The organism is Niallia sp. HCP3S3_B10 (assembly GCF_052064465.1).
GTDB lineage: Bacteria > Bacillota > Bacilli > Bacillales > Cytobacillaceae > Niallia > Niallia hominis.
In genome coordinates this window covers 40,144-53,340 of sequence record NZ_JBQHVO010000018.1, presented here as the reverse complement: position 1 = coordinate 53,340, position 13,197 = coordinate 40,144, and the positions used below count along the sequence as shown (strand labels likewise).

Annotated in this window: 13 protein-coding genes; 12 read left to right on the top strand and 1 reads right to left on the bottom strand. The window is 36.0% G+C overall.

What is annotated here, in order from left to right; genetic code table 11:
- Positions 1 to 115: 115 nt before the first annotated feature.
- From flaG to ACTNDN_RS10265, 5 genes are all read left to right on the top strand, one after another.
- Positions 116 to 466, top strand: coding sequence for a flagellar protein FlaG (flaG, locus tag ACTNDN_RS10285; protein ID WP_031540566.1), 351 nt, complete (start codon positions 116 to 118; stop codon positions 464 to 466).
- Between the two features lie 15 nt (positions 467 to 481).
- Entirely contained in the window at positions 482 to 2,023 is a 1,542-nt protein-coding gene (locus ACTNDN_RS10280) for a flagellar hook-associated protein 2 (protein WP_441131217.1), read from the top strand.
- A 19-nt stretch (positions 2,024 to 2,042) separates the two neighbouring features.
- Entirely contained in the window at positions 2,043 to 2,444 is a 402-nt protein-coding gene (gene fliS / locus ACTNDN_RS10275) for a flagellar export chaperone FliS (RefSeq protein ID WP_154708615.1), read from the top strand.
- Positions 2,444 to 2,779, top strand: coding sequence for a flagellar protein FliT (locus tag ACTNDN_RS10270; protein WP_441131216.1), 336 nt, complete (start codon positions 2,444 to 2,446; stop codon positions 2,777 to 2,779). The genes fliS and ACTNDN_RS10270 overlap by 1 nt, the downstream gene beginning before the upstream one ends.
- A gap of 204 nt (positions 2,780 to 2,983) precedes the next feature.
- Positions 2,984 to 3,745 carry a transposase gene (locus tag ACTNDN_RS10265; protein ID WP_441131215.1) on the top strand — a complete coding sequence of 254 codons (762 nt, stop codon included), beginning with the start codon at positions 2,984 to 2,986 and terminating at the stop codon, positions 3,743 to 3,745.
- A gap of 156 nt (positions 3,746 to 3,901) precedes the next feature.
- Here ACTNDN_RS10265 and ACTNDN_RS10260 read toward each other — a convergent pair whose 3' ends face one another.
- Positions 3,902 to 5,071 carry a glucose-1-phosphate adenylyltransferase gene (locus ACTNDN_RS10260; RefSeq protein ID WP_311296729.1) on the bottom strand — a complete coding sequence of 390 codons (1,170 nt, stop codon included), beginning with the start codon at positions 5,069 to 5,071 and terminating at the stop codon, positions 3,902 to 3,904.
- Between the two features lie 855 nt (positions 5,072 to 5,926).
- Here ACTNDN_RS10260 and hpf point away from each other — a divergent pair.
- From hpf to ACTNDN_RS10225, 7 genes are all read left to right on the top strand, one after another.
- Positions 5,927 to 6,475 carry a ribosome hibernation-promoting factor, HPF/YfiA family gene (gene hpf / locus ACTNDN_RS10255; RefSeq protein ID WP_031540560.1) on the top strand — a complete coding sequence of 183 codons (549 nt, stop codon included), beginning with the start codon at positions 5,927 to 5,929 and terminating at the stop codon, positions 6,473 to 6,475.
- Positions 6,476 to 6,745: 270 nt separating this feature from the next.
- Positions 6,746 to 7,195 carry an Lrp/AsnC family transcriptional regulator gene (locus tag ACTNDN_RS10250; RefSeq protein WP_031540559.1) on the top strand — a complete coding sequence of 150 codons (450 nt, stop codon included), beginning with the start codon at positions 6,746 to 6,748 and terminating at the stop codon, positions 7,193 to 7,195.
- A 596-nt stretch (positions 7,196 to 7,791) separates the two neighbouring features.
- A complete protein-coding gene (gene nikB, locus ACTNDN_RS10245; RefSeq protein WP_031540558.1) occupies positions 7,792 to 8,736 on the top strand; it encodes a nickel ABC transporter permease in 945 nt (314 codons plus the stop codon).
- Between the two features lie 15 nt (positions 8,737 to 8,751).
- Positions 8,752 to 9,651, top strand: coding sequence for an ABC transporter permease (locus ACTNDN_RS10240; RefSeq protein ID WP_441131214.1), 900 nt, complete (start codon positions 8,752 to 8,754; stop codon positions 9,649 to 9,651).
- 35 nt (positions 9,652 to 9,686) lie between these two features.
- Positions 9,687 to 11,216: a glutathione ABC transporter substrate-binding protein gene (locus ACTNDN_RS10235; protein ID WP_284560968.1), complete on the top strand. Its 1,530-nt coding sequence runs from the start codon at positions 9,687 to 9,689 to the stop codon at positions 11,214 to 11,216.
- Positions 11,217 to 11,224: 8 nt separating this feature from the next.
- Positions 11,225 to 12,235 (top strand): ABC transporter ATP-binding protein, encoded by a 1,011-nt coding sequence (locus ACTNDN_RS10230; RefSeq protein ID WP_349204441.1) that lies wholly within the window; start codon positions 11,225 to 11,227, stop codon positions 12,233 to 12,235.
- On the top strand, positions 12,204 to 13,196 hold the full coding sequence (locus ACTNDN_RS10225; RefSeq protein WP_031540554.1) for an ABC transporter ATP-binding protein: 993 nt from the start codon (positions 12,204 to 12,206) through the stop codon (positions 13,194 to 13,196). The genes ACTNDN_RS10230 and ACTNDN_RS10225 overlap by 32 nt, the downstream gene beginning before the upstream one ends.
- The last annotated feature ends 1 nt before the right edge of the window (position 13,197 follow it).

Here is a 13,197-nt window from a genome sequence, read left to right as displayed (position 1 = left end):
TACATAGTACATTCCTCTCTAAAATAACTTCTTTCCTTTTATTCCTTAAATATCTCTCAAAATAACCGATATAAGATATATAAATTCTAGTTGTAGCCACAGGGGGATAATTAAAATGATAGAACGAATTGGTTCCCAACAAAATCTTTACACATCTAGACAAGCGGAAAATATAAATGGTATAGAGAAAACAGTAGATAGTAAAATGGATGCTCCATTGCAGCTTTATGGTCCAAAACCAAATAAAGAGCAATTAGATGAAGTAATTGAAAGTATTAATGCTTTTATGCAGCCTTCCCATACTTCTTTGAAGTTTGAGCTTCATGAAAAATTAAATGATTATTATGTAACGGTAATTGATGATGATACGAAAGAAGTAGTCCGCGAGATCCCTTCTAAGAAAATGCTTGATATGTATGCAGCAATGAAGGAATTTATGGGCTTAGTGATCGATGAAAAGATTTAAAAGAGGTGAGTTAAAATGGTATTAAGAATTGGTGGATTGGCTAGTGGAATGGATATTGATACCCTTGTTGAACAGTTAATGACAGCAGAAAGGGTACCACTAGATAAGATAAATCAAAAAAAGACATATACGGAATGGCAGCGAGATGACTATCGTGAAATGAATTCTTTGTTGCTAGATTTAGATACTACTATTTTTAATGGAGTTGCAAAGGAAGCTAGTTATATTAAGAAGACAGTGGCTATATCTAATTCGGATGCACTATCTGTAAAAAATGTCAATTCGACGATTGATTTTTCGGGTACAGTAAAAATAGAAGAAATTGCATCTGCTGCATCCATGCATAGTTATACAAAATCTAGGGTTACCGATTCTTCAAAACCTCTTAGTGAATATGGTTTAACAGCAGACCAGACAATAACAATTAGTGCGATTAACAAAGATGGAGTAATGCAAGAAAAGCATTATGAGCTAACTATTACTAAAGAAGATACATTGGATAGCATCATTTCTAAAATTAATAAAGATTCTGGAGTAACAGCTTTCTATGATACTTTTACGCAAAAGATTTCCTTTACTGCTAAAAATACAGGGAATATTGCTGGTTCAGGAGATATTGATCGTACACCAGAGATTATTCTCACTGATACTGGTGATGGGCAAGTTGGAAATAAGTTCTTTAATAATATTTTAGGGATTAATTCTAATAATGTTCTTGCAGCAGATAAAGATGCAGGAAATGCTGGAACCAACGCTAAAGTTGAATACAATGGGCTAGAAATCACTCGTCCATCCAACACCTTCACCATCAATGGAGTAGAATTCACTGCCAAAAAAGTTACAACAGATCCAGTAACATTCTCTTCTACACCAGATGTGGACAGCATTTTAGATACAATAACCCAATTCGTTAATAAATATAACGAAGCAGTAGAAAAAATCCGTGCCAAAACAACTGAATCAAAGTATCGTGATTATCCTCCACTAACAGATGCACAGAAGGAAGATATGTCAGAGGACGAAATCGAGAAATGGGAAAAACTTGCAAAAAGCGGTACGTTGAAAAACGATTCCATTTTAACGAATGTTTTATCAAAAATGCGTTCTAATTTTAGCTCACCTGTTAGTGGAACATCAACCTACACTCAATTATCGCAAATTGGAATTACCACGACTGCCAATTATTTAGATGGTGGGAAGCTAACGATTGATGAAGATAAACTAAGAGAGGCAATTTCTGCAGATCCAAACGCTGTCTATGAACTTTTTCAAAAGGATGGTGACACAAGCTCGGAACAAGGAATTGCTCGTCGCTTAAGAGATAGTTTAAAAACAGCGATGACGGATATCACAGCAAAAGCAGGGAAGGCTTCTAGTGTAAATAATACCTTTACGCTCGGAAAGGTATTAAATAATTATTCTGACCAAATAACCCGGTTTGAGGATAAATTAGAGATGCTTGAATCCCGCTATTGGGCTCGTTTTACAGCAATGGAAACGGCAATCAACAAGGCAAACAGCCAGTCTACGTATTTAACAAGTATGTTTAGTTCTTAATAAAAAGGAGATTTAAAAAATGGCCATTTCTAATCCATATCAATCCTATCAGCAAAATGCAGTAAATACTGCCTCTGCTGGAGATTTAACATTAATGCTTTATAACGGCTGTCTAAAATTTTTACACTTAGCCAAAAAAGCAATTGATGAGAAAGATATTCCAACACGCAATTTAAATATCCAAAAATCACAAAATATCATTAAGGAATTAATGGTAACATTAAATATGGATATTCCAATTTCACAAAATTTGATGTCGTTGTATGATTATATGAATCGTCAGTTGATTAAGGCAAATATTGAGAATAATAGGGCGCTTATTGAAGAAGTAGAATCACTAGTGACTGAATTCCGTGATACATGGAAAGAGGCGATTGTTCTTAATCGTCAAAAACAGCATGGTCAGGGCGGCCAAGCATAATGGAAGCATTAAAGCGATGCTATGCTATTACGAATGAATTGGTGGAGCTGTTAAAGGGTGAATCGGAAGTAGATACGGAGAAAGTCAATCAGCTTCTCGATCAAAGGCAAGCTTGTCTGACACTTCTTACGTCACCAACGACAGAAACCGAACAGAAAATCGGACAGGCTCTCTTGCAGCAAGATAAAGTATTGGTTGCATTGCTTCAAAAAGAGAAGCATTCGATTCAAAAAGAAATACGAGGCATAGAATACAAAAAAAAATCCAATCAGAAATATGTTAATCCATATCAATCCTTGCAAACGGATGGCATGTTTTACGATAAACGCAAATAGTGGGTCAAGGGGTCAGGTTCCTTGTCCCACTTTTTTTCTGTTTAGTTAGAGGATTAGCTTTATTTTTGTTGAAATAAGTAGGCAGAGTTATTTCTCTTCTCTTTTTCTCCTTCATTTCCACATGTTAAAACCTTCTATCATCCATTCCCGAAAACGAATAAATCTCTAGGAGTAAATTTAGTTATTGTATGGAGGTGGTGCTTATTGGCAAGAAATCCAAGGAAAAAGAGTGTGAATGGTATTTATCACATTATTATAAGAGGTATTAATAGACAAATTATTTTTGAAGATAACGGGGATAAAATCCAATACTTAAAAACATTAAAAAAGTATAAGGGGATTTGTAAGTTTAAGTTATATGGTTATTGTTTGATGGATAATCATATTCATCTTTTGTGTAAAGAAACAGATGAATCGATTTCAGAGATTGTGAAGAGAATCAGCTCCAGTTATGTCCATTGGTATAATACAAAATATGAAAGGAGTGGCCATTTGTTTGAGGGGCGGTTTAAAAGTGAGACCGTTGAAGATGTGAGATACTTTTTAACGGTGCTTCGATATATTCATCAAAATCCACTAAAAGCTGGTGTATCAAAGAATGTTTTGAAATGTAAATGGACGAGCATAAGCGAGTATATGGATAAACCTAATTTGGTTGATACAGAACTTGCTCTTCAACTATTTTCGAGTGATGAGAAGAAAGCATTAGAATTATTTAAATCATATTCTTGTGAACTTAATGAAGAGAACTGTTTAGATTCGAATAACGCTGTTAAAGTTGCTGATGAAGAAGTTTTGAAAATAATGAGGAGTTTAGAAATACCCAATAATTCTACCCTACAGAAACTGAATAAAAAAGAGAGAGATAAATTATTAAAGAAGCTGAAATGCATAGAAGGAGTAACTATTAGACAAATAGCAAGACTTACTGGCATATCCAAAAGCGTTGTTCAGCGTGCAAAGTAAGAAGAAGGAGATGAAAACAGGAGAAAGGGAGCGAATATCCAATAATGTGGATATTCGCTCCCTTTTTCCATTTAAAGTTAAACTGGGACTGAGAACCTGACCCCACTGTCCCACTGAGAACTGGGACAAGGAACCCGACCCCACTGTCCCAGTTATTTAAATCACCCGAGACAACCCAACACGAGTCTGTTTATTCTCCACATTCTCACCAATCAACACAATCTCCGAATCTGCGTCTTCTGGTGCAATAATGCTATGATCCTCCACTTTTACTTTACAAGCAGTAACACTTTTTTCGATGACTACATTTTCACCGATAACGGTTCCAGGAAGGAGTACGGAGTCTTTAACGATTGATCCTTTTCCGATAATGACATCATGGAAGATGACAGAGTTTTCTACTGTTCCATAAATTTCGCAGCCTTCACTAATAATGGAGCGTTTTACGGTAGCGGAAGATTCAATATAGGATGGGGCAAAGCAGTGTTCGTGGGTAAATACGGTCCAGTCTTTGTCATTTAGAAAGATATTGCTTTCTTTTGATAATAAGTCCATATTTGCTTCCCAGAAGCTGTCGATTGTCCCAACGTCTTTCCAGTAGCCTTTAAACGTATAGGCGTGTAATTTGCGGTTATCTGTAAGCATGGCAGGAATAATATCTTTCCCAAAATCCTTTGATGATAATTCATTTTTTTCTTCTTTTTGTAAATAGTTTTTAAGTGTTTTCCATTTAAAGATATAGACACCCATTGAAGCAAGATTTGACTGTGGGTTAGCTGGCTTTTCCTCGAAATCAACGATGCGGTTGCTTTTGCTGTCTGTATTCATGATTCCGAAGCGGCTAGCTTCTTCCCATGGAACTTCTGTCACAGAAATCGTTGCATCTGCGCCTGTTTTTATATGCTGTTGTAACATTAGGTTGTAATCCATTTTATAAATATGGTCGCCAGAAATAACGAGAACATATTCCGGGTTATACTGGTCAATATAGGATATATTTTGATAGATAGCATGTGCTGTACCATCATACCAGCGTTCTTCTGTACCACATTGGTATGGAGGAAGGATGCTTAGTCCGCCATCTCTGCTGTCCAAATCCCAATCTTTTCCGTCTTTAATGTAATTTTGCAGTACATGTGGCTGGTATTGTGTTAGTACACCAACGGTATCTATTCCTGAATTACGGCAATTGCTTAAAGTGAAATCAACTATACGATATTTTCCTCCAAATGGTACTGCTGGTTTCGCTAATTCTTCTGTTAGTTTTTTTAGTCTTGTCCCTCTTCCTCCAGCTAAAAGCATTGCGATACATTTTTTATTCAAAATAGATCCCTCCAGTATGCGTTGTCAAATCTTCCATTGTTAGAATTTCAAGAGAAAGTAAGATGCTCCTTATTTTTCCAGAATTTTTTCAAATTTTAAGAACATCTCTTAAAAAGAAAATGTTCCTCACGTTTCTATCAAGTAAGTAGATCTATTTCGTTATAAACGATCATCTTCCCAAAGTTTATAAAAGTACTCTTCCTCTTCCATTTCTTTTAATTCTGCTTCATGCTGATTTTGTAAAATTTTTTCACTCATTCATTGTACCTCCAAGTTAATTTCTTAATGTGTTCATTGTAGCAAATATAAAACAATGAATTGTAAAAATATTTTGATTAATTTCGATAAATCTCGACACAAACCTAGGTGATGATACTCACAATTACATCTTTTGTTAGGAATATAGGCTTCTCCTCATAGATTATGTCGAAATGTTTTTAAATAGTGCAATTGGTTGTCTAGATATTTAACAACAATAGAATTAACCTTTAATACGAAAAATACTAGTATTGACGGCCTTTTGCCTATCTAAATTCTTAAAATAACTAATTCTTTTAGCAGGAATAAGTTGCTTTATATTTAAGGAACGTGACGTTTTATTTATGCTGTATATATATCCTGTCCGCCGTTGATTGAAACATTTTCTGACATAAAAATTTGCTGGAATTATTATACTAATAAATTCCCTCATAAAAATGTTCACAAGTTTGTCGAAATTTCATATCGTTTTAGCAGGATTTTAGTAGGGTAGGCTAGAAATATATAGTATAGTCAAAATGATTCCTTCTAGGTATATTTCTATTTACCATTAGGAAAAAAATAAGACTTGCACTGGAAACTATAAAGGAGGAGTAACTTATGAATTTCAACATTAGAGGAGAAAACATTGAGGTAACTCCAGCAATTAGAGAGTATGTCGAGAAGAAAATATCCAAATTAGAAAGATATTTTTCTGAAACACCAGATGCAAAAGTAAACGTCAACCTTAAAACATATAATGACAAAACGTCTAAGGTCGAGGTTACGATTCCAATGTCCCAGCTGCTGTTGCGTGCAGAAGAAGACCATATGGACATGTACGCAGCAATCGATTTAATCTCAGATAAATTAGAAAGACAAATAAGAAAACATAAAACAAAAGTAAATCGTAAGCATAGAGAAAAAGGCAATTTAAATGAACTATTCGGTTCTTATGAAAGTGTGCCAAGTGGTGAGGATGAAGAACAAGAGCTAGAAATCGTTCGCCAAAAACGCTTCAACCTAAAACCAATGGACAGCGAAGAAGCCATCCTGCAAATGGATTTATTGGGCCATAACTTCTTCGTCTATACAGATGCTGAAACAAATAACACGAATATCGTCTACAAACGAAAAGATGGAAAATACGGATTAATAGAAGCACAATAAAAGACAAACCTGCAGCGAAAAGCTGCAGGTTTTATTCATAAAGTAAGACGGTGAAAAGATATTGTGAAATATAAAATATCAATATAAGCATTCAAAAAATAAGCCTCTCTTTTTGTACATCATATATGTCAATAGACAAACTCTCCAAATTCCTAAAGCTAATTTGTAATTCGCATTTGAAAGTTTGAAAATTCTAAAAAATACTTCCCTATTTTTAAAGGAAAGGCTATAATGAGACATGATTTAAAACAGAAGATGCGTGGTGGTTACATGAAATTGGATGAAACAGATAAAAAGATATTAGAATTACTTACAGCAAATGGCAGGCTGTCCTATGTGGAGATCGGGAAAGAACTAAATTTGTCACGAGTGGCAATCAGAGAAAGAGTCAGTCAATTAATCGAAAATGGAGTCATTGAAAAATTTAGTGCTGTCATCAATTCCGAAAAAGTAGGTAAGACGGTTTCGGCCTTTTTTGAAGTGGACTGTGAGCCAGCTTCCCTTATTCAAGTAGCACAAACGCTTGCGGAAAATCCAGTTGTAGCAAGCTGCTATCAAATGACAGGGCCAAGTACTTTGCATATGCACGTCCTAGTGGAAGACTTTGAAGCGTTAGAAAGCTTCACGAACAATGAACTATATTCCTTAGAAGGTATAACACGAGTAGAGAGCCATATCCTTTTAAGAAGATTTAAAAGTAGAAATGGCTTAAAAATTTGATACATAGCAAAGAAAAATCAAATCCATTCGGTTTGATTTTTTTGTTTTTATACGAAACGTATTCAGAAATTCTATAATATATTTTTCAGTAAAAGGAAATAAAAACCGACGACTCGTGTTTTTATTGCAAAATTCTACAAATTTCTTCTGAAAAAGTTTATAGGTAAATGATGGAACCTTTTATTTTATTGGAATAGTAATGCTCTTTTTAATTCTTTATCTAAAGAAGACTTTTTGTGAGAGATAATCCTAAATTTAATAGAATAATGTATATTAATACCTATTTTTGAATGATTATTAGAGAAGTGTTTCTATAGTCTTTTCCTTTTCCGTATTAGTAGAAATCTTTGTGAAAAACATATTATTATTTCGGAAAACTAAATGATAGGGAAACGAAAAGGTTTACAATGATTCTGTTAATATTGAATATATAAAATTATTAAATTTTTTTGAAAAATCACTAGAATTCTTATTATAACTATCTTATAATCATGAATATTAAATATTTGCTTTCGTTTGTTAATTAAATAAAGAAATTTAGTTTACTTTTGAAAGTGGAAATTGGTTATTTTTACAAAGAGGGGAAGGTGAGACGGTTGATCTCGATGATTATTAGAAGGTTATTTCAGCTAGTATTATTGCTTATTGGAATATCTTTCTTAGTTTTTGCTAGTATGCACTTGGCACCGGGGGATCCAGCTTCAATCATAGCAGGACCAACAGCATCATCTTCTGATATTGATGCGATTAAAGAAAGCTTAGGATTGAACAAACCCTTTCTTGTACAGTATTGGGATTATCTAAAAAATGTCTTACAGGGTGATCTAGGTTATTCTTATCAGACGAAACAATCTGTATCAGAAGCTATCGCCATAAGATTTCCAAATACTTTGAATTTAGCGATAGCAAGTATCATTGTTGCAATCGTCATTGGGTTGGTTGCTGGTATTATTTCAGCACTCAAGCAAAACTCATGGCTAGATGTATTTAGCACAGTATTTTCCTTAGGTGGGATATCGATTCCAAACTTTTGGCTAGGCTCCATCTTAATTTTAGTATTTGCCGTGAATCTGCAAATACTGCCGGTCGGTGGATTAGATGCTCCATTTTGGACGATAGAAGGAATGCAACAGTTAATTCTGCCTGCTATTACATTAGGAACAGGTTCAGCTGCAATGATTGCCAGGATGAGTCGTTCTTCGATGCTAGAAGTCATTCAAGCTGATTATGTACGAACAGCAAGAGCAAAAGGGGTAAAAGAAAGTTCCATTATTGGTGTTCATGCAATGAAAAATGCAATGATTCCAGTCATTACCGTAATTGGTGTTAACTTTGGAGGATTATTAGGAGGAACAATTATTACGGAACAAGTTTTTGCGATAAACGGTGTTGGAAGATTAATGATTGATGCGATTGCTTCAAGAGATTTTCCAATGGTGCAAGGTTCTGTATTATTGGTAGCTTCCCTCTTTGTTTTAGTCAATTTAATCGTAGATATTATATATGTATTTGTAGATCCAAGAATCAGCTATGACAATTAGGAAAGGGGGAAACCAATGGAAACTGTACCAAATCCACAACTATCTCCAACTGTGAAGAAAGTGAAAAAAGATTCCTTTCTATTAGACACTTGGAAAAAATTAATTAAAAATCGGTTAGCGGTCGTTGGATTGATTATTATTATTTTGCAAATAGTGATAGCAATAGCTGCACCGTTAATCACAAGCTATGATCCTGCTCGTCAAAATCTGGAAGGAACTGAATTACCAATGTTCACGGAAGGCCATTGGCTCGGTACAGATAATTATGGGCGTGATATGTGGAGCAGAATCGCTTATGGAGCAAGAATTTCTCTTGTAGTAGGTAGTATTGCCGTCGTTCTTGGATTAGTTGGCGGGATTACCTTAGGGTTATTAGCAGGATATTATCGTAAATTAGATGGGATAATCATGAGAATAGTAGACTTATTATTTTCATTCCCAGGTATTTTACTTGCAATGCTTATCATTGCAGTACTTGGAACTAGTTTAGTAAATGTGGCAATTGCGATCAGTATTTGGTCCATTCCTTCTTGTGCGAGGATTGTCAGAGGTTCCGTTTTATCGGTCAAAAAACAAGAATATGTGATGGCATTGAAATCGCTTGGAGCAAGTGATTTGCGCATCATGTTTAAGCATATTTTGCCAAACTGTACAGCACCAATCATCGTGTTTGCAACGATGCGGATGGCCACAGCCATTCTATCCACTGCATCCCTCAGTTATTTAGGATTAGGGGCTCAGCCGCCGACACCTGAATGGGGAGCAATGATCTCTCAAGGCCAGGCGTATATGTGGACATCACCTCATATGACGATTATTCCTGGTATTGCCATTATGCTAACAGTGTTTGCGTTTAATGTTGTCGGTGATGGATTAAGAGATGCGCTCGATCCGAATATGAAAGTTAATCAATAACAAAAACAATACATAGATTAAGGGAGAGTTTTTAGATGAAAAAGATAGTTTTTGCCATGATGGCATTATTGCTGCTTGTTGCAGCAGGATGTTCGAATTCTAGTGGGGGATCCAGTTCAAATGGAGAAAGTGTAGCACAGGAAATAACATATGCGACAACTTCAGATGTTGTAGGATTATCCCCAATTTTAACAAATGATTCTGTTTCTTCTTCTGTCAATGAGCAAGTGTATGAAACATTGTTTACACGTAATTCGGAAACAATGGAAATTGAACCACTTTTAGCAGAGTCCTATGAAAATCCAGATGATTTAACATGGATAATTAAATTAAAAGAAGGAATTAAGTTCCAAGATGGTACAGACTTTAATGCAGAAGCAGTAAAATATACCTTTGATAAATTCCGTGATCCAGAAACAGCGGCACCACGCGCATCTTTGCTTGAACCGATTGAATCTGTCAATGTACAAGATGAATACACTGTAGAGATTAAAACAAAGTATGCATACGGTGCTTTACTTGCAGCACTTTCTCATTCTAATGCTGCCATCGTTAGTCCAGAGGCTGATAAAAATGGCGATTTAATGAAAAATCCTGTCGGTACTGGTCCATTTAAATTTGTAAGCTGGACACCAGGTGAATCTGTTGTATTGGAAAAATATACTGATTACTGGCAGGGGGAAGCAAAACTAGACAAAATTACATTTAAAGTGGTACCTGAAGTAACAACTGCAATTTCGATGCTACAAGCAGGAGATGTTCAATTTATTGATGGTATTCCAACAGAGCAATTGTCTCGTGTAGAAGGTCTTAAAAATGTAGAAGTACAGAAAAAAGAAGGTACACCTGTTTATTGGTACGGATTTAACATGGAAAAGGAACCAATGAACAATCTTGAATTCCGTCAAGCGGTAGCATATGCATTAAATCGAGATGCTTATGTAAACCAACTTAATGGCTTAGGGGTAGCTGGTAACAGCATTATTGGACCAAAAGTATTCGGCTATGATGAAGCAAGTAATGATGCTGGCTATGATTATAACTTAGAAAAAGCTAAAGAATTAGTGGAGAAAAACGGATTTGGCGATAAAGAGTATACATTGCTTGTAGCAAACAGAGCGAACTATATGAAAATGGCAGAAATTAGCCAATCTCAATTACAAGAGGCAGGTTTCAAAATCAAAATTGAAACAATGGAGTGGGGTGCATTCTTAGATGCAAGTCGTAATGGCGACTATGAAATGAACTTCTTAAGCTGGACTAACTCAACTGCAGATGGAAGTGAATTATTATACCCTAATTTCCATTCCGATAATGTTGGCTCGTCTAACATGGTGAGATACAGTAATGAAACGTTTGATAAATTAGTAGAAGAAAGTCGTGAAAGTGTAGACCAAGATGTGCGTAAAGCAAAACTGAAAGAAGCAAATGAGTTTCTTGTAAAAGATGCACCAGCTATTGTCATGAATCATGGTGTAGTAACACTTGCGTATGATAAATCTGTTAAAGGATTAGACATTGATCCAACAGGAACTTGGTCACTATATAAAGTTTACAGAGAGTAGGGATAAAAATGGAGAAGAAGCTATTATCTGTAAAAGACTTACGGACAAATTTTCGTACAGCTGATGGGGAACTGTCAGCTGTACGAGGAATTTCTTTTGACTTAGATAAGGGAGAAACATTATGCATTGTGGGGGAATCAGGTTGTGGGAAAAGTATTACCTCCCTTTCCCTTATGGGGCTTCTTCCGAGCAATGGCTATATAAGCAAAGATTCTTCGATTGATTTAAATGGAACAGATCTATCAAAGCTCACAAAGGACCAATTACGTTCTATTAGAGGGCGCGATATGGCGATGATCTTCCAAGAACCAATGACTGCTCTAAATCCAGTGTTAACGATAGGGTATCAGCTTAGAGAGCCTCTTATGCTTCATCAGCAGTTATCCAAGCAAAAGGCACATGCCAAAGGAATTGACCTGTTAAAGCAGGTAGGAATTCCTTACCCTGAAAAAAGAATGAAGCAATATCCACATGAATTAAGTGGTGGAATGAGGCAACGTGTCATGATTGCCATTGCGTTATCGTGCCGTCCCCAATTATTGATTGCAGATGAACCAACAACTGCTTTAGATGTAACAATTCAGGCGCAAATTTTAGATTTAATGGATGATTTAAAGAAACAGCTAGGCATGGGAGTGATTATGGTTACTCATGATATGGGAGTAGTCGCTGAAATCGCTGATCGCGTCATGGTTATGTATGCTGGAGAAAAGGTGGAAGAAGGCGATGTGGAGAGTATATTTACAAATCCACAGCATCCGTACACAAGAGGTTTGCTCCATTCTGTGCCAGATATTGATGACCCATCCTTTGAACTGGAAGCAATACCAGGTTCATTGCCTAACTTAAATGAAGAAATAAGTGGATGCCGTTTTCATCCGCGCTGTCCATTTGCTACAGATAGATGTAAAGCAGAATCACCGAAGGAATATGAGCTTCATTCCGCTCATCGCGTAAAATGCTGGTTGCAGGAGGAGGTGGAAATACATGCAGACGATCGAGAAACAATCCCTTCTTAAATTAGAAGGTGTTAAAAAGTACTTTCCTATTAAAGGCGGTTTGTTACAAAGGGTTCAAGGTCATGTGAAAGCTGTCGAGAATGTTAGTTTAGAAGTTTTTGAGGGTGAAAGTGTTGGAGTAGTAGGTGAATCTGGGTGTGGAAAATCCACGCTCGGCCGAACCGTTCTTGGCTTAGAGGATATAACGGATGGAAAGGTCTATTTTCAAAGCCAAGATACACAAGCACTTTCTGGTAAAGAAAGAAAAGCAATCAAAAAAGACATGCAGATGATTTTCCAGGACCCTTATGCTTCTTTAAATCCTCGTCAAAAAATTGGAAATGCATTAGAAGAAGCATTTGTTATTCATACAAATCTAGCAAAAGAAGAAAGAAAACGAAGAGTAATAGAGCTTTTACAAGAAGTAGGGCTAAAAGAAGAACACTATGATCGATATCCCCACGAATTTAGTGGTGGACAACGTCAGCGTATCGGAATTGCTCGTGCGATTGCCCTTAATCCTTCCCTTATTATTTGTGATGAAGCAGTATCTGCTTTAGACGTATCGGTTCAAGCACAAGTATTAAAATTAATGAAGGGCTTAAAAGATAAGTATCAATTAACTTATTTATTTATCTCCCATGATTTAGGTGTAGTTCGCTATTTCTGCGATCGGGTATTAGTCATGTACTTAGGGAATACGATGGAGCTAGCTTCCTCGGAACAATTATATGAAAATCCACTTCATCCTTATACAAAAGCGTTGTTATCCTCGATTCCACGCCCTAAAATAGGTGTAAAGGGTGAACGCATTCGCTTACAGGGAGAGATTCCGAATCCAGCGAACCCGCCATCAGGCTGTCCATTTCATACCCGCTGTCCGATTGCAACTGACTTATGTAAACAATCGAAACCAGAGTGGAAAGAAGCAGAGCCGAATCATTTTGTAGCCTGTCATTATGTCGGAAAGGAATTGAATTAAT